Here is a 15,869-nt window from a genome sequence, read left to right as displayed (position 1 = left end):
CGGTGCCATGCTGGGCGGATGCGCGCGTCCCGGCTGCTCTCCCTGCTGCTGTTGCTGCAGAACCGCGGGCGGATGACCGCCCAGGAACTCGCCGACGAGCTCGAGGTCTCGGTCCGGACGGTCTACCGCGACGTCGAGTCGCTCGGTGCGTCCGGTGTGCCGGTCTACGCCGACCGCGGCCCGGCCGGCGGCTACCAGCTGCTCGACGGCTACCGCACCCGGCTGACCGGCCTCACCGGCGACGAGGCCGGCACGCTTTTCCTGGCCGGGATGCCGGGCCCGGCTGCGGAACTGGGCCTGGGCTCGGTGCTGGCGGCCGCGGAGCTCAAGCTGCGGGCGTCGCTGCCGGGTGAGCTGGCCGACCGGGCGGACCGGGTACGCGAACGCTTCCACCTGGACGCGCCGGGCTGGTTCCGCGCCGACGAGCCGACCCCGCACCTGGCCACGGTGGCGGACGCGGTGTGGCGGGCGCGCAAGATCGAGGTCCGCTACCGGCGCTGGAAGGCGCCTCGCGAGGTGACCCGGACACTGTCTCCGCTGGGCGTGGTGCTGAAGGCGGGACGCTGGTATCTGGTGGCCGGGTCCCAGGAGCGGATCACGGCGTACCGGGTGGTGAACATCCTCGACGCCGAACTGCTCGACGAGCCGGCCCACCGACCGGCTGGTTTTGATCTGGCGCGGTTCTGGCAGGAGTGGACGGAGCAGTACGAGCGCGGCGTCTACCGGGCGCAGGCGACCGTACGGATGACGACCGAGGCCCTGAATCGGATGGCGTACGTCTTCCCGCCGGAGATGGCGCGGACGGCCCGGGCCTGCGCGGGGCCGGCCGGGGACGACGGGTGGCTGACCACGACGGTGCCGATCGAATCGGTGCGGCATGGACACATCGAGTTGTTGAAGCTGGGGGCGGAGGCGGAGGTGCTGGATCCGCCGGAGCTGCGGGAATGCTTCGCGGAGACGGCTCGCGGCCTGAGCCGCACGTATCTCTCCGCGGCTCCTGCCTCCTCCGCTCCCTTCTCTTCCGCTCCCTCGGATGGTCACTCCGCCGCTTGCTCGGACGGTCACTCCACCGCTTCCTCGGACCGTCTCTCCGCCGCGTCTTCTCCGGACCGTCTCTCCGTTGCTTGTTCGGACGGTCTCTCCGTTGCTTCTTCTTCGGACAGCGCGGAGCCCGGGCCGCTCGGGCCCGGGCTCCGGGTGGATCGGTCGTCAGACGAGTGAGGTGTCGTTCGCGGTCTGCTCGGTCTTCGGGTCGGTCGGCGGCTGTGGCGGCACGTCCGGGTCCTCGTCGTCCGGCGGCGGATCGTCCGGCGGGGTCGACGACTCCGTCGGCGGGGTCGTCTCGTTGCCACCGGGATCCGGCGTCTCCGAGGAGGCCGGGTCGGTCGGTGACGTCGGCGGCTTCTCCGAATCGGACGGCGACGGCGACGGCGACTTGGTCGTGGCCGGGCGGGCGTTCTTGGTCCGGGTGAGCGGTTGGGTGTTCGACTTCGGTTCGGTACGGATCGCCTCGGCCTCGGTCGGTGCGTCGCCCGCACCGGAACCGCCGCGGGGCGCCTCCACGTTGTTCTGCACGGATGTCACGGCGGGCGGACGCTCAGGCGACAACGTCACCTGACCGAACTGCACGCCGAGCCACATTGCCGGTCCGAGGCCGATCGCGACGATGGCCCCGAAGAGCGCCATCGGTCCCCGTTCCATAGCGCCCCTCCCCCCTGTCAGTGACGATCATCGCCGCTTCGAGTGGCCTTCATCTACCCAATTCGGCGAAGGGTAAGCGAACGAACATGGCACCCATGATGACCCCTGGTGACAAGTTCGTGACTCATCCCGTCGGAATGACGTCTCTTATTCACCACGGACGCCGGCGATCAACAGTTCAGCCGACCCGGCAACTATCTGGTACGGGACAGGAACGCTACGGCGTCGTCGAGCGCCGCCCAGCCACCCGGCAACTCGTCGGAGTCCAGCGCCGTCCGCACGCTGAGCGTGCCGCCGTCCCGCAGACTCAGATCCCAGCTCCGGCGCCGCGTCCGGGTCGCGCCGGCCACCTCGGCGAACGGCACGAACCGACTGCCGGGCGCGGTCTCGTCGCGCTGCGGCACATCGGCGGCCGCGAACCGGGCGAGCCGGCGCTTGGCCGAGCCGTTCTGCGAACGGGGCAGACCGGGCACGAGGAACAGTCCCGTGTCGACAATCAGCAGGTCGGTCCGGGCGCCGTCGACGATTAGGTTGACCACGCCGCCGACGACTTCGGGCCGGGTCTGTGCGGTGTCCGCGCCGGCCACGGCGGCGGGATCGATGCGCAGCTCGGCGAGCCGTTCCCGGGCGGTGGCGACCGTCGCGGGGTCACTGGCCAGTGCGGCGAGGCCGCCGAGGTCGAGGTGGGCGCCGTCGGCGGCGATGAGCTCGGCGTTGCCGGTCCAGCTGTGCCGCCAGCGGGCGGCACCGCTGCGCAACGCGGCTAGGGCGAGCAGGAGGGTGACGAGCTCGGCTACGCGGGCGGCGGTCTCGTCGGCGGGGAGGCCGGCGAAGACTGATTCGGCGGCCTTGTGCAGCCGGCCGTCGGCGGCGAGGTCAAGGACATCGGCGGCCGTCACGACGGGGACGGCGGCGGCGCGGGAGATGGTGGCCAGGGCGGCGTCGGCCTCCCGTTGCATCTCGACCGTGCGGGCCGCGCCGAAAAAGGAGTCCCAGTCGACGGTGGTGCGGCCCTGCGCGGGGAAGGCGACGCCTTGCAGCGCCCGTCCGAGTCCGGGCAGGTCGGGCACCAGATCTCCGGCGGCGGCGCCGAGATCGAAGCCGGCTGGTTGCGGATCGTCCATGCCGACCGGCGCGGTCTTTGCCTTGTCGGGCTTGGACGCGGCTTCCTCATCGGGCTCGGACGCGGTGGCCGAAGCTCCCGCCGGGGAATCCGGCTGACCTGGGGCGAGGGACAACCCGGTGGATGTTGGACCCGGCGATGCACCGTCGTCGCCCACCGCTACAGCGGGCGACTTCACCGGCTTCCCGGCTTGGTCGGTTTTCGAACCGCCTGCGCTCGGCCGGCCTTCAGTGCTCGGTTCCTCTCCAGCAGGCCCGCCGACGCTCGCCCCGCCTGCGATAGCCAGCCCGGTGGCGCCGAACCCACCTTCAGCACCCGGCTCGCTAGCGGTCGGCCCGCCTGCGGTAGACGGCTCACTGGCGCCGAGCCCGAGCCCACCGCCCAACCTGCTGCCGCTTGGCCCGCCTGCGGTAACCAGTCCGCCCGCGCTCAGCCCGGACGCGGTCATCGAGGCGTTGGAGGTCGAGGCCGCCGCGCCGACCAACTCCGGCTCTCGCTCGTCCGCGCCAGGCGTTCGTGGCGTGACGACCTGGGCCGCGCTCAGTGCCGCGAGCCGCTCGGTGACCGGCGGATGGGTGTCCCAAGTGGACGGGACCCCCGGGTCGCGGGCACGCAGCACCGCCACGTCGTCCGCCCGGGCCGCCAGCACCCGCAGGAACCCGCCGAACAGGTCGTCCGGCACGTGCCCCGCCTGCCAGCCCGGACCCAGATACTCAGCGTGGAAGATCCGTTGCAGAGCGTCCAACGCCGGCAGGTCGCGCAGCACCGCGGTGGCGGCAGGACGGCCGGCGTACTCGGCGGCGATCTGGTCGGCGGTCAGCTCCTGGGCCCGGCTGAACGGTGCGTCGATCCGGCGGTACCACTTCGCGTACGTCCGCAGCAGTGGCCCGGCGGGATTGCGCGGCGGGATGCGTGGCACCGTCCGGCCCACCGCCACCCGGCCGCGGTAGGCCAGTGGCGCGAGGCGGCCCAGCCGCGGCGAGAAGTGGCCGAGCTCGTGGGCCGCGACCGCGCGCAGGTGTGCCTCGTCCCACGCCTGGAGCAGAGGCAGGCCCAGGTAGAGGTCGCGGCGGCCGCCGAGCAGGCCGAGCAGGCGGGTGCGCTCGATGATCTTCGCGGCCGCGTCGGCGACGATCGTCACCCGGTCGGGCGTGCGGGTGCCGGCTGCGGCCGCGGCGCCGTCGAGCAGCTCCCACAGGCGCGGGGCGTCCGCGCGGGTCACCGGGATGCCGACCGGCTCGGGGCGGCGCGTGTGCAGGGCGCGCCAGGTCGCGTACGCCATCACGCCGACCGTCGCGATGCAGACCGGGACGCCGAGGCGTAGCGCGGCCGCGCCGGGCAGCATCGAGAGCAGCAGCAGGACCGGCACCACCACCAGCGCGAGCTGCAGTGCCGCGACGAGCAGGAACCCGGCCAGCGCGGTCGCCGATGCCAGCACCCTCTTCTGCACGCGGCTAGCCTAGGGCCGGCCTACGACAACGCCATGGCCGCCGCTCCGCCGGACGGTCACGATTGAGCCCCGAACAAGGGCGGTGACGTGCGCGGATCCGACGTGTCGGCCCGCCGTACCGGTAAGAAGATTTAAGGAAGATTTCGGGACCTTCACGCCGGCGACACAACGCCGCCGTTTCGGCGGCGGCGTCGTGGGGATCCACGACCGCATGACTGACCTCGATCAGACTCTCGTGGCCGGCATCAAGGGCTACGCCTGGCTGCCCGATCTCCGCCGCCGGCATCACGACCGGCCCGTGCCCCTGCGGGTGCTGGGCCGGCGGGCGGTGGCGGTCTGCGGACCGGAGGCCGTGCGGTTCTTCTACGACGAGAGCCACCTCGAGCGGCACACTGCTCTGCCGCATCCGGTCGTGGCCACGCTGTTCGGCAAGGGCGCGGTGCACACGCTCGACGGGGAGGCGCACCGGCACCGCAAGGCGCTGTTCGTCGCGCTGCTGATGAACGACGGCATCGACGTGCTGGCCAAGCTGGTCGGCGAGTCGTTCGATGAGGCGGCGGAAAGCTGGCGCGGCCGGCGGTCGGTGACTCTCTTCGACGAGTCGGCCCTGGTCATCGCCCGCGCGGTGACCCGGTGGGCCGGCATCCCGGTGACCGACGACGAGCTGCCGGCACTGGCCGCCGACCTGGTCGCGATGGTGGACGGCTTCGCGACCCCGGGCCCACGACATTGGCGCGCCCTGGCGGCCCGCCGCCGGCGCGAGCGCTGGCTGGCCAAGAAGATCGAGGGGGTACGCAGCGGCGACGTCATCGCACCGGCCGACGCGGCGATCACCACGATCGCGCACTTCCGCGAGGACGGCGAGCCGCTCAAGCCCCGTACGGCGGCCGTGGAACTGATCAACATCATCCGCCCGGCGACGGCGGTCGCGTGGTTCGTCGCGTTCAGCGCGCACGCCCTGGAGCGCTGGCCGCAGCACCGCCGCCCGTTGCGGGACGGCGACGACGAGTTCACCGCGGCCTTCGTGCACGAGGTGCGCCGCTTCTACCCGTTCGCCCCGTTCCTCGGCGGGCGGGCGATCGCGGACCTGACCTTCGCCGGCCAGCACATCCCGAAGGGCGCTCTGGTGCTGCTCGATGTCTATGGCCAGAACCATGACCACCTCCTCTTCCCTGAGCCGTACGAATTCCGTCCGGAGCGTTTCGTGGACCGGCCGATCGGCGAGTTCGACCTGATCCCCCAGGGTGGCGGCGATCCCCGCACGGGTCACCGCTGCCCGGGCGAACGGATCACGGTCGCCCTGCTGGGCACCCTGGTGCAACGGCTGGCCCGGCTCGACTACTACCTGCCCCCACAGGACCTGAGCATCAACCTGAGCCGCATCCCGGCCCGGCCGACCAGCGACGTGGAAATCGTAGTTCCGTGAACCACAAGGGACCTCTTACGAGGTCCTTACGGTCAGGCCGCGCCCCTCGCGCCGACCATCGACAGCTGTGACGCTGATGGGCATTCCACCTATCGAGGGAGATGTCCATGGGGGCGATGAGGCGTGCGCCGGTGGTGGCAATGGTCGGTGCGATCGCCGTCAGCCTGGCCGGTGCGGTGCCGGCCGAGGCGGCGGCGACCTGGCGGATAGCGGTGGAACCACCGCTGAAACCGGCGAGCCGGCTGGTCGACGTGAGCGCAACTGGGCCGGCTGACGCCTGGGCGGTGGGATATCAGGACAACGCGTACGGGCGTATTCCGGTCCAGCCGGCTGCGCTGGTGCGGTGGAACGGCAGGACGTGGTCGGAGAGCCTCCTGCCCGCGCCGTTCGACTCACCGGAGGCGGTGAGCGCGGTGGATCCCTCGAACGTGTGGGCGGTCGGGCAGGACGATAAGCAGTTGCCGTACGCGGCTCGCTGGGACGGCACGGCCTGGCAGGGCATTTCGGTGGCCGACCAGGGCCGGTTCAGTGACGTGGCGGCCCGCAACGGCAAGCCGCTGGTTGTCGGCGCTCGGCGTGCAGGTGGCGCTCTCGTCATGGAGTGGGACGGCCAGCGATTGCACGAGGTGGCCGTGCCGGGCAGTGACATGTGGAGTGGCGGCCTGCAGGCGGTGGCGACTGCACCGGGCGGTGCTGCGTTCGCGGTCGGGTCGTGGCACGTCGACAACGCTGGTTACCCGGAACCACTGATCGTGCAGCGCACTGGCGACACCTGGAGGGTGGCGGCGCTGCCTAAGGTGCTCAGTGCGCGGCTGACCGGCGTGCACGCGCGATCGGCCACCGACGCGTGGGCGGTCGGGACTGTCGAGTACGACTCGTCTCGGCCCAAGCCGCTGATCATGCACTGGGATGGTGTCTCGTGGCAGCGCGTGGCCGCACCGACCGAGTCGGCCAATCTGTGGGCCGTCAGCGGGGACGCTGCGGGGAATCTGTGGGTGATGGGAAGTAATCCGAGCGAGCCGTACGGGGTGTCGTACCCGGGGTCGCTGTTCCTGCGCTACCAGGGCAAGAAGTGGAGTGTGGTCTACGGGCCGAAGGTTCGGGCCGACAATCCGTTCTTAGCGGCGGACCCGTTCCTTTCGGCGGTGGAGAACATTCCTGGGACGTCGGCGTTCTGGGGAGTTGGTGCGGTTTCGGATCCGGCGAAGGACCACGTTGCCCTGGTGGAGCGGATCGGCTGACGCCTTGGCGGGCCGGGGTGACTTGGGATTGGCTGCTCGGTTGGCGGCAGGTTCGCGGCCGGACCACAGCCGGGCGGTGATTGCCAAGCGGCAAGGCCTTGGTGGGCTTTCCCGTCGAGCAGGCTGGGTCCTCCCGCCGAGCCGGGCCGGTCTGCTCCCGCAGGCAAGTTGCCGCGCCGTGCGGACACTCCCGCTGAGCGGGACCTGCCACTGAGCGGGACCTGCCGCTGAGCGGGACCTGCCGCTGAGCGGGACCTTGACTCTCGAGCCCGCCTACTGCTGCCACTCGCCGACCATGACGTCCAGGTTCGCCCCGGACGTCATGGCCCGCGGTGCGGTCGGCCTAGGTCCAGGGGATCTCCGGGGACGCGTGGAAGGCGATGCCCTGGTTACGCCAGCGAGGACCGAAAGCCGCCAGCCGCTGCCGGAACGACTCCCAATCGTGCGTAGCGCGCGGGGACCAGCCGATCTCCGCGACAGCCGGCAGGCGCGGGAAGGTCATCGTCTGCACGTCGGCGAGGCTGCGCAGCGTTTCCGACCACAGCGGCGCCTCGACGCCGAGGAGGTGTTGCTCTGATACGCCCGGGAGGCGGTCTGCCGGGTCCCAGTCGTATGACCGTTCGACGTTGATCACGCCTGCCCAGTCCAGGCCGGGCTTGCTGTCGGGGGTGTACTTCATGTCCAGGTAGGTGCGGTCCGCCGGGGACATGATCACCTTGCTGCCGTTGGCGGCTGCGCGGGCGGTGCCCTCGTCGGTTGCTTCGATTCGCCAGTACTGGGCGATCGCTGTTTCCGGGAGCTCCACGCCGGCCATCTCGTGCCAGCCGACGACGCGCTTGCCGTACTTGGCGACCAGCGGCAGCACCCGCTGGATGAACGTGCGGTAGTCCTCCGCCGTCGTGGCCTGGGCCTCGTCGCCGCCGATGTGCAGGTAAGGCCCCGGGGTCAGCGCCGCGACCTCGCGGACGACGTCCTCGACGAACGCGTACGTCTCTTCCTTGTCCGCGACCAGCGAGCTGTAGCCGACCTCCATGTCGGTGCGGGGTGCCACCGCTACGCCGTCGGCGGTCAGCTCCGGGTACGCGACCTGCGCCGCGTTCACGTGTCCCGGCATGTCGATCTCCGGCACGATCGTCACGAACCGTTCGGCCGCGTAGCCGACCAGCTCGGTGTAGTCCGCGCGGGTCAGGAAGCCCGGCCCGGTGCCGTCCACGCCCGTGCCCTCACCGCCGCTGACCTCGGTGAGCTTCGGCCAGCCGTCGATCTCCAGCCGCCAGCCCTGGTCGTCGGTCAGGTGCAGATGCAGGTGATTGATCTTGAACTGGACCAGCGAGTCGATGTACGCCTTGATCTCGGCGACGGTGAAGAAGTGCCGGGCGATGTCGAGCATCGCGCCGCGGTACGGGAACCGGGGGCGGTCGACGATCTCGCCGCCGGGCAGCACCCAGGTGCCCTGCTGCGGGCCGGACGCGTCGATCGCGGCGGGCAGCAACTGCCGCAGCGTCTGCACAGCGGCGAACAGCCCAGCCGCCGCAGCAGCCCAGACCGTGACACCGGACGCGGTGACCTCAAGCCGGTAACTTTCGTCCGGGGCGCCATCGAAGTCGCCGTCCGCGTCAAGGTCGGGGGTGGGGTCGAGCAGCAGGGCGATCTCACCGGAGTCCTCGCCGACCGGCAGCGCGTACCCGGTGGCCGGGCGCAGCAGCGCGGCGAGGTACTCACCGATCCGGCGGGCCTCGGTCGAACCGGGCGCCGTGCGGATCGCCGTACCCTCGCCGATGGTGAAGTCGGCGGCCGGGTCGGGCCGCACCTCGGCCGGCGCCGGGATCACGTCGCCGAGGCCTCTGCGCTGGAATGCCGGTTCGCTCACCGCTTCATCCTCCCGTTCCGGACCGTCGATCGGTCGGTCGGCACGACTCTAAACCCTCTTTCCAGTTTCGGGACGCCCCGATGGCCCGCGTCACGCCGCCGTTATCGTGACGCCATGGCGATCACCATCCGGCGCGCGGTCCCGGCGGACGCGGCTGAGCTGCACCGGCTTGCGGCCGACACCTTCGGTCTGGCTACCCCGCCCGGCACGCTTCAGACCGACATCGACGCCTTCATCGCCGAACATCTCGCTCTGGCGAGCTTCGAGAAATATCTGGCCGACCCGGCGCGGATCCTGCTGCTGGCCGAGGACGCCGGCGAGGCGGTCGGGTACGCGATGCTGATCGGCGGCCCGATTCACGATCCGGAACTGGCCGCCGTGGTCCGTTCCGCCGACGACCCGGCGGCCGCACCGGCGATCGAGCTCAGCAAGTTCTATGTCGCGGCGCGCAATCACGGCTCCGGCATCGCCGCGAAGCTGATGACGGCGACGCTCGAGGCCGCCGCGGCGACCGGGGCGCGGCTCTGCTGGCTAGGCGTCAACCAGCGCAACGAGCGGGCGGCCAAGTTCTACGCGAAGCACGGCTTCGAGATCATCGGCACGAAGAAGTTCCTGGTCGGCGACGTCTGGCACGACGACCACGTGCGAGCCCGCCGGCTCTGAGAGCCGCAGATCAGGGCTGGTGGACGGCCGGGGCGCTGAACCACGCGTCCGCACCCGGCGTCAGTGCGTATTCGATGCGCCGGCGGTTCAGGTCGTTGATCGGGGGCAGGTCGCCCAGCTCGAACCAGCCCACCGCCAGCGACTCGTCATCGTTCACCCGGGCCTCGCCCCCGACCGCCCGGCAGCGGAACGTGATGTCGACGAATTCCGTCTCGTCGCCGTTCGGGTACGTGTTCGGCGGCTGCGTCAGCACGCTGGTGATCCTTTCCGGGACCACGTGGACGGCCGTCTCCTCGTACACCTCTCGGACGACCGTCTCCGCCGGCTGCTCGCCCGGGTCCATCGTGCCCGCGATGAGCGCCCAGGTGCCGTTGTCCGCGCGCTGGCCAAGCAGCAGCCGGCCCGCATCGTCGAAGACGACCGCGGTTACGCCCGGCAACAGGAGCATCCGGTGGCCGACGACTTCGCGCAGGCTGTGAAGGTATGGCGAAATGGGCATGTCGGACAAGATAGTGCAGGGTCAGCCGACCAGGGGGCGTACCTCCGTCGCCACGGCCCGGACGAACGCTTCCGGATCCGGGTCGTCCACCGTCGGCTGGAGGACCACCGTGGTCGCACCGGCCTCGGCGAAGCGCTCGACCGTCGCCGCCACCGCCTGGGCGTCGCCCGCCACTCCCGGGAAGTCCATGCCGTAGCGCTCCTGCTGGCGGGCCATGCGGTCGGCCGCCGTGGGGCCGAACGCAGCCGGCAGGAAGACGACGAGCTGGTGGCCGTCCGCCCCGCCGATGTGCTCCCGGGCCGCCCGGACGCCCTCCGGTGAGGTGCCGCCGGTCAGGATCGTGCCGTCGGCCAGCTCACCCGAGAGTTGCAGGGTCTTGGGACCGGTCGCGCCGATGAACAGCGCCGGCGGCTGCTCCGGCGGCCAGTCCAGCTTGACCTCGGTCAGCCGTACGTAGCGGCCCTCGGTGGTCACGGTCTCGCCGTGCAGCAGTTCCCGCAGGGCGGTGGCCTGCTCCCGCAGCATGGTCATCGGCGACGCCGCCTTGACGCCGACCTGGGCCATCCACTCCTGCACGCCGTGCCCGACGCCGACGATCGCACGGTCGCCGAACATCCGGTGCAGCGTGGCGACCTCCATCGCGGTCAGGGCCACGTTGCGCAGGGGCGCCGGCAGGATGCCGATGCCGACCCGCAGCCTCGTCGTCCAGGCCAGCGCGGCCGCGGCGGCCGCGACACCGCTGTTCAGGAAGCAGTCCTCCCACAGCCAGAGCTGTTCGAGGCCGGCCTCGTCAGCGGCGCGGGCGATGCTCCGCAGCCGCTCGGGCGGATTCTGGGGCAGGAAGATGGCACCTAGTCGGGTCACCCGCCCATCCTCCCTGGCGGAGCCGAGCAATTGCACCCGTACGGGTGAGCTTCGTTGACCGGCAGCGGACAGCGGCCGAGACTGCCTGATTACCCGGACCGACGTGTCGACTGAGGAGCTGCGTCCATGGAGGAGAACCCTCCGTACCTGTTCCTGCCCGCGCTCGACGGGGCCCGCGCCCAGGTCTCGGTCACCGCGGACGTCGACGGGGCGGTCATCGACATCGCGGTACGCGGCGACTGGCATCCGCAGCTGGGCGCGACGGTGGCCCTGGAGATCGGTCGTTGCCTGGCCGAGAGTCCCGCCGCCATCCTCATCGACGTGGCCGGCGTGACGGACCCGGCGGCCGACAGCGTGCCGGTGTGGTTGTCCGCCACCCAGGCCGCCGCGGCCGCCGATCCGCCCGCCCGGCTCGCCCTCTGCCTGCCCGCCTGGTCGCCGCTCGCGCACCGGCTGGGCCAGATCGGCGCCCAGCGCTACCTGCCGGTCTTCGCCTCGGTCGCGGAGGCCCGGGAGTCGCTCACCGGCAGCCGCCCGCTGACCGACGTGGTCCGGATGCGCCTGCCACCCTCGCCTGTCTCCCCCGGCGTCGCGCGCAATCTCGTCGGCGGCGCCTGCCACGCCTGGAACCTCGCCCCGTTGCTGCACCCCGGCCGGGCCGTGCTCTCCGAGCTGGTCGCCAACGCGGTCGAGCACGCCCGTACGGAAATGGAGGTGTCGATCTCGCGTCGCGGCACCGCGTTGCACCTGGCGGTCCGGGACCGCGACCCCACGCTGCCGCGGATCATCGACCCCTGTCCGGTGGAGCCGGGGCTGCCGCTGAACGAGCGCGGGCACGGCCTGCGCGTGGTGCACGCCGACTCGGTGGCCTGGGGTGCCATCCCGACCGCGGGCGGCAAGATGGTCTGGGCCACCGTCCGGGACCGCGCGGGTCACCGCCGACGGTGGTGAGCGGCGGGCCGGGTTAACCTGCCTCGCATGAACGCGAGCGTCCGGGCCGCCACCGCCGGCGACGTGGCGGCCATCTGCCGGATCTGCACCGACGCCTACCGCGACACCTACGCCGGCCTGCTGTCCGGCGACTATGTCGAACGGGTCATCGCCGAGTTCTACAACCCGGAGCGGGTGACCGGGGAGATCGCCGCGAGCCCGCCCGGCTGGCTCGGCTACCAGGTCGTCGAGGAGCACGGCCGGGTCCTCGGCGCGGCCGGTGGTGGCATGACCGGGCCGGGTGTCGGTGAGCTCTTCGTCATTTATCTGGACCCGGCCGAACTCGGGCGTGGGCTCGGCACCCTGCTGCTGAACCGGATCATCGAGCAGGTGACCGAGCTCGGCGCCGAGGAACTGTGGGCCTCCGTGGTCGTGGACAACACCAAGGGCATCCCTTTCTACCGGGCGCGTGGCTTCGAAGAGGTGAGCAAGCGCAAGGCCTACGGCGCCGGCCCGGAGGACGACGTGTGGACCTGGCGGATGCGCAAGCTCATCCCCTGAGCTGCTCGCGCGCCGCCATCAGGGCGAAGCCGAGCAGATTGAGCCCCTGCCACTGGGCCGGATCGGCCGTCCGCTCGTCGGTGGCGGCCAGCCCGATGCCCCAGATCCGGTCCGTGGGACTGGCCTCGACGAGGATCCGCTCCCCCGTGCCGACCAGGAAGTCGCGCAGCTCGGGACGCTGACCGAACTTCGCCACACTGGCCTGCGTGACGATGGACCAGCGGTGCTGGACCCAGGTCGGCTCGTCGAAACCGCGGACCCGGCGGCCCAGCATCTTGGCCTGGCGGGGATGGCTGGCCGCGACGATCAACCGGGCGGTCTCCTCGTCGCCGAAGAGCAGCGCCTTGCGCCACATCATGTAGTGCTCCGCCGAGCTGAACCGGACACCGTCCACAGTGAACGCCGACGGCCACCACTGGCTCAGGCAGCCGGTGCCGATGCTGCCGTCGCGCTGCGGCCGGTGGCCCCAGAAGAAGACATATTTCAGCCGCCGGCCGGAGCGGGCCAGCTCGATGACGTCGTCGACGGTTTCCGGTACCTCGTTCACGACCGGAAGTATGCCGGTCACCACCGACATTCTCAGCCGGGTTTCCCCGGATCCGGCGGGGGTGCCGGGCGTCGGCGACGCGAAAAAGTGTCGTACCCGGTCGATAGGTTTCTCGTGCGGATCGGCGCCACGGGGGCGCCGATCCGACCAGCTACCGGTCGGCTCCGCGCAGCAGGGTTTCGCCTGCTGCGCGGGCCTGATCGCGTAATTCCGGAGGCGACTCCACTGTGAAGTCGGCGCCCAGCATGCCCAGCACCATGACCGGCCAGCCGAGGTCGTCCACGTTCATCCGCAGCCGGCAGCTCGCCGCCGACTCCGGCTCCACCGATCCCCACTGGCCGACGAAGCTCCGCACCTCCGGCGCGGGCCGGCCGATGACGACCGACACGTCGTAACGGCTCGGCACCGCCGCCAGCCGGGAGCGCATCCAGGCCACCGGGTCGCCGCCGGGGATCTCGCGGGGGCGGAAGCGGGCGCCGGTCAGCTGGGGCGCGGTCAGCCGGTCGATCCGGAAGCTGCGCCAGTCACCGCGGTCCAGGTCCCAGGCGACCAGATACCAGCGGCGGCCGAGCGAGACGAGGCGGTGCGGTTCGACGTAGCGGGAGGATCCGGCGCCTTCGCGGGGTGTATAGGCGAAGCGCAGCCGCTCTTCGCCGCGACAGGCGAGGGCGATCGTGGTCAGGCTGGCGGCGTCCAGGGTGGGGCCGCCGCCGAAGACACCGGGCGCGGTCGCCGCCTGCAACGCGTCGATGCGCTTGCGCAGCCGGGGCGGTAGCAGCTGGATGACCTTCGCCAGGGCCCGCACCGAAGTCTCCTCGAAGCCGGCCACCGCCCCGGCCGCCGCGGTGCGCAGCCCGACCGCGATGGCGACCGCCTCCTCGTCGTCGAGCAGCAGCGGTGGCACCGCCGCACCCGCCTGCAGTTGGTAGCCGCCGGCGACGCCGCGGGCCGCGTCGACGGGATAGCCGAGCTCGCGCAGCCGGTCGACGTCGCGGCGCAGGGTCCGCGGGCTGACCTCCAGCCGGTCCGCCAGCTCGGTGCCGGGCCAGTAGCGGTGGGTCTGCAGCAGGGAGAGCAGCCGCAGCATCCGGGCACTCGTGTTCGCCATGTCGTCAGTCTGCCGTCGATTGCGGTCAGAAAGTGGCCGCATCTGCTCCTAGCGTGGTTCCCATGATTGAGACACACGAGTTGACCAGGCATTTCAAGGACGTGCAGGCGGTACGCGGGATCAACCTCACCGTCGCCCCGGGTGAGCTGGTCGCGCTGCTCGGCCCGAACGGCGCCGGCAAGTCGACCACCCTGCGCATGCTCACCACGCTGATCCCGCCGACCTCCGGCACCGCCCGGGTGGCCGGCCACGACGTGGTCCGCGCGCAACGCGAGGTGCGTCACCGGATCGGCTACATCGGTCAGGGCAACGGCGCCGCGCACAGCCAGCGCGGCCGCGACGAGCTGATCAGCCAGGGTCGCGCGTACGGGATGAAGGTGGCCGACGCCCGGCGGCGCGCCGCGGAGCTGATCGAGTCGCTCGACCTCGGCGAGGTCGCCGACCGGACCGTGTCGACGCTCTCCGGCGGCCAGCGCCGCCGCCTGGACATCGCGATGGGCCTCATCCACGCCCCCGAGCTGCTCTTCCTTGACGAGCCGTCGACCGGACTGGACCCGCAGAACCGGGCCAACCTGCAGGAGCACATCGTCGAGCTGCGCGAGCGGTACGGCACGACGATCGTGCTGACCACCCACTATCTCGACGAGGCGGACGCGATGGCCGAACGGGTCATCGTGATCGACCACGGCCGGATCATCGCCGACGACACCCCGGCCCGCCTCAAGGACGAGCACGTCGGCGACCGGATCGTCCTCGGCTTCGAGCACGAGACCGACGCGGCGGCGGTCGCGGCCCGCGTCCCGCACAAGTCCCACCGGCACGGCACCGAGGTGACCATCTCCGTCCCCGGAGCGCCTCGGCTGGTCACCGGCCTGCTCGACGACCTGCGCGCCTGGGGGCTGCCCCCGGCCGAGGTCGAGGTCAGGCGGGCCACGCTCGACGACGTCTTCCTCCAGCTGACCGGCCGCAGCCTGCGCGAGGGCGGCGCCGCCCGGTCGGCCGGGGACACCGAGGAAACCGCACCCGCTCTCGTGGAGGCCTGAGTCATGACCAATCTCGTCACCGACACCGGCGTGGTCTTCAGCCGCGAACTGCGGCCGGTCCTGCGCAACCCGTTCACCGTCGTCTTCGCGATGGTCCAGCCGCTGGTCTTCCTGGGCCTGTTCGCGCCGCTGCTGCCCGACGATCTGAGCCTGCAGTGGTTCGTGCCCGGCATCGTGGTGATGTCGTGCCTGTTCGGCACCTCGATGACCGGTTCCAACCTGCTCTTCGAGATCCAGACCGGGTCGCACGAGCGGATGCTGGTCACCCCGCTGCGCCGGCCCGCGTTGCTGATCGGCCGCGCGCTCAAGGAGATCGTGCCGGTGGTCGTGCAGGCCGCGGTCATCGTGGCGATCTGCCTGCCGTTCGGTTTCGACCTGCACCTCGGCGGCGCGCTGCTGGGCCTGGTCATCCTGTCGGTCTTCTGCCTGGGGCTCGGCTCGCTGTCGTACACGCTGGCGCTGGCGGCGAAGAATCAGGAGTGGTTGTTCTGGACCGTGCAGCAGACGCTGCTGTTCCCGCTGTTGCTGCTCGCGGGCATGCTGCTGCCGGTCGAGGCCGGGCCGGGCTGGCTGCAGGCGCTGTCGAAGTGGAACCCGCTGACCTACGTGGTCGACGCGGAACGGGCGCTGTTCAACGGCGACGTCTGGGCGTCGACGACCGTGACCGGCGCGATCGCGGCCGCCGCGGTGGGCGCGTTCGGCCTGCTGGTCGGCACCCGGGCGATGCGTCGCTCGGCCTGATCCGGGCGGCCGGGCCGGCTCGGCGAGCCGGCCCGGCCCGCGCCGGTGCAGGATCCGAACCCGGTACGGGCACACGGTGCGGCGCAAGCGGGCGGTCAACCG

Annotated in this window: 15 protein-coding genes; 8 read left to right on the top strand and 7 right to left on the bottom strand. The window is 71.5% G+C overall.

Features of this window, described 5'->3' with window-relative positions; genetic code table 11:
* The first annotated feature begins 18 nt into the window (after positions 1–18).
* Positions 19–1,221: a helix-turn-helix transcriptional regulator gene (locus ACQP2Y_RS07000; protein WP_433725651.1), complete on the top strand. Its 1,203-nt coding sequence runs from the start codon at positions 19–21 to the stop codon at positions 1,219–1,221.
* Here the strand turns inward: ACQP2Y_RS07000 and ACQP2Y_RS06995 are convergent.
* Positions 1,210–1,701: a hypothetical protein gene (locus ACQP2Y_RS06995; RefSeq protein ID WP_433725649.1), complete on the bottom strand. Its 492-nt coding sequence runs from the start codon at positions 1,699–1,701 to the stop codon at positions 1,210–1,212. The two genes, ACQP2Y_RS07000 and ACQP2Y_RS06995, sit on opposite strands and share 12 nt — an antisense overlap.
* A 194-nt stretch (positions 1,702–1,895) precedes the next feature.
* Positions 1,896–4,274 carry a M48 family metalloprotease gene (locus ACQP2Y_RS06990; RefSeq protein ID WP_433725647.1) on the bottom strand — a complete coding sequence of 793 codons (2,379 nt, stop codon included), beginning with the start codon at positions 4,272–4,274 and terminating at the stop codon, positions 1,896–1,898.
* Positions 4,275–4,485: 211 nt separating this feature from the next.
* Between ACQP2Y_RS06990 and ACQP2Y_RS06985 the strand changes: the two genes are divergently transcribed.
* Positions 4,486–5,700 (top strand): cytochrome P450, encoded by a 1,215-nt coding sequence (locus ACQP2Y_RS06985; RefSeq protein WP_433725645.1) that lies wholly within the window; start codon positions 4,486–4,488, stop codon positions 5,698–5,700.
* A 107-nt stretch (positions 5,701–5,807) separates the two neighbouring features.
* Positions 5,808–6,941, top strand: coding sequence for a hypothetical protein (locus ACQP2Y_RS06980; protein WP_433725643.1), 1,134 nt, complete (start codon positions 5,808–5,810; stop codon positions 6,939–6,941).
* Positions 6,942–7,284: 343 nt separating this feature from the next.
* Here the strand turns inward: ACQP2Y_RS06980 and ACQP2Y_RS06975 are convergent, their stop codons facing one another.
* Positions 7,285–8,811 (bottom strand): family 20 glycosylhydrolase, encoded by a 1,527-nt coding sequence (locus ACQP2Y_RS06975; RefSeq protein ID WP_433725641.1) that lies wholly within the window; start codon positions 8,809–8,811, stop codon positions 7,285–7,287.
* 114 nt (positions 8,812–8,925) lie between these two features.
* Here ACQP2Y_RS06975 and ACQP2Y_RS06970 point away from each other — a divergent pair, with 114 nt between their 5' ends.
* A complete protein-coding gene (locus ACQP2Y_RS06970; protein WP_433725639.1) occupies positions 8,926–9,474 on the top strand; it encodes an N-acetyltransferase family protein in 549 nt (182 codons plus the stop codon).
* Positions 9,475–9,484: 10 nt separating this feature from the next.
* Here the strand turns inward: ACQP2Y_RS06970 and ACQP2Y_RS06965 are convergent, their stop codons facing one another.
* Both ACQP2Y_RS06965 and ACQP2Y_RS06960 read right to left on the bottom strand, forming a co-directional pair.
* Positions 9,485–9,973 (bottom strand): NUDIX hydrolase, encoded by a 489-nt coding sequence (locus ACQP2Y_RS06965; protein WP_433725637.1) that lies wholly within the window; start codon positions 9,971–9,973, stop codon positions 9,485–9,487.
* Between the two features lie 21 nt (positions 9,974–9,994).
* Positions 9,995–10,837, bottom strand: coding sequence for an LLM class flavin-dependent oxidoreductase (locus ACQP2Y_RS06960; protein ID WP_433725635.1), 843 nt, complete (start codon positions 10,835–10,837; stop codon positions 9,995–9,997).
* A 126-nt stretch (positions 10,838–10,963) separates the two neighbouring features.
* Here ACQP2Y_RS06960 and ACQP2Y_RS06955 point away from each other — a divergent pair, with 126 nt between their 5' ends.
* Complete coding sequence (locus ACQP2Y_RS06955; RefSeq protein ID WP_433725633.1) at positions 10,964–11,788, top strand: ATP-binding protein; 825 nt, start codon at positions 10,964–10,966, stop codon at positions 11,786–11,788.
* 27 nt (positions 11,789–11,815) lie between these two features.
* Positions 11,816–12,328: an N-acetyltransferase family protein gene (locus tag ACQP2Y_RS06950; protein ID WP_433725631.1), complete on the top strand. Its 513-nt coding sequence runs from the start codon at positions 11,816–11,818 to the stop codon at positions 12,326–12,328.
* Here ACQP2Y_RS06950 and ACQP2Y_RS06945 read toward each other — a convergent pair.
* Positions 12,318–12,875, bottom strand: a complete 558-nt coding sequence (locus ACQP2Y_RS06945) for an NADAR family protein (RefSeq protein ID WP_433725629.1) — start codon at positions 12,873–12,875, stop codon at positions 12,318–12,320. The two genes, ACQP2Y_RS06950 and ACQP2Y_RS06945, sit on opposite strands and share 11 nt — an antisense overlap.
* 151 nt (positions 12,876–13,026) lie before the next feature.
* Positions 13,027–13,983 carry a helix-turn-helix transcriptional regulator gene (locus ACQP2Y_RS06940; RefSeq protein ID WP_433725627.1) on the bottom strand — a complete coding sequence of 319 codons (957 nt, stop codon included), beginning with the start codon at positions 13,981–13,983 and terminating at the stop codon, positions 13,027–13,029.
* 62 nt (positions 13,984–14,045) lie between these two features.
* On the opposite strand from ACQP2Y_RS06940, the gene ACQP2Y_RS06935 reads away from it, so the two are divergent.
* Positions 14,046–15,026, top strand: coding sequence for an ABC transporter ATP-binding protein (locus ACQP2Y_RS06935; RefSeq protein ID WP_433725625.1), 981 nt, complete (start codon positions 14,046–14,048; stop codon positions 15,024–15,026).
* 3 nt (positions 15,027–15,029) lie between these two features.
* Positions 15,030–15,767 carry an ABC transporter permease gene (locus ACQP2Y_RS06930; RefSeq protein ID WP_360555036.1) on the top strand — a complete coding sequence of 246 codons (738 nt, stop codon included), beginning with the start codon at positions 15,030–15,032 and terminating at the stop codon, positions 15,765–15,767.
* The last annotated feature ends 102 nt before the right edge of the window (positions 15,768–15,869 follow it).

This window comes from Actinoplanes sp. CA-051413 (genome assembly GCF_050955795.1).
In the GTDB taxonomy this organism is placed as follows: domain Bacteria; phylum Actinomycetota; class Actinomycetes; order Mycobacteriales; family Micromonosporaceae; genus Actinoplanes.
The sequence above is the reverse complement of the archived record's forward strand: the minus strand, read 5'-3'. Positions and strand labels throughout refer to the sequence as shown.

What these genes read in the sequence shown, in the direction of transcription:
- ACQP2Y_RS07000 (WP_433725651.1), top strand. Translation starts at nt 19, where the DNA reads ATGCGCGCGTCCCGGCTGCTCTCCCTGCTGCTGTTGCTGCAGAACCGC.
- ACQP2Y_RS06995 (WP_433725649.1), bottom strand. Translation starts at nt 1,701, where the DNA reads ATGGAACGGGGACCGATGGCGCTCTTCGGGGCCATCGTCGCGATCGGC.
- ACQP2Y_RS06985 (WP_433725645.1), top strand. Translation starts at nt 4,486, where the DNA reads ATGACTGACCTCGATCAGACTCTCGTGGCCGGCATCAAGGGCTACGCC.
- ACQP2Y_RS06980 (WP_433725643.1), top strand. Translation starts at nt 5,808, where the DNA reads ATGGGGGCGATGAGGCGTGCGCCGGTGGTGGCAATGGTCGGTGCGATC.
- ACQP2Y_RS06970 (WP_433725639.1), top strand. Translation starts at nt 8,926, where the DNA reads ATGGCGATCACCATCCGGCGCGCGGTCCCGGCGGACGCGGCTGAGCTG.
- ACQP2Y_RS06965 (WP_433725637.1), bottom strand. Translation starts at nt 9,973, where the DNA reads ATGCCCATTTCGCCATACCTTCACAGCCTGCGCGAAGTCGTCGGCCAC.
- ACQP2Y_RS06955 (WP_433725633.1), top strand. Translation starts at nt 10,964, where the DNA reads ATGGAGGAGAACCCTCCGTACCTGTTCCTGCCCGCGCTCGACGGGGCC.
- ACQP2Y_RS06950 (WP_433725631.1), top strand. Translation starts at nt 11,816, where the DNA reads ATGAACGCGAGCGTCCGGGCCGCCACCGCCGGCGACGTGGCGGCCATC.
- ACQP2Y_RS06940 (WP_433725627.1), bottom strand. Translation starts at nt 13,983, where the DNA reads ATGGCGAACACGAGTGCCCGGATGCTGCGGCTGCTCTCCCTGCTGCAG.
- ACQP2Y_RS06935 (WP_433725625.1), top strand. Translation starts at nt 14,046, where the DNA reads ATGATTGAGACACACGAGTTGACCAGGCATTTCAAGGACGTGCAGGCG.
- ACQP2Y_RS06930 (WP_360555036.1), top strand. Translation starts at nt 15,030, where the DNA reads ATGACCAATCTCGTCACCGACACCGGCGTGGTCTTCAGCCGCGAACTG.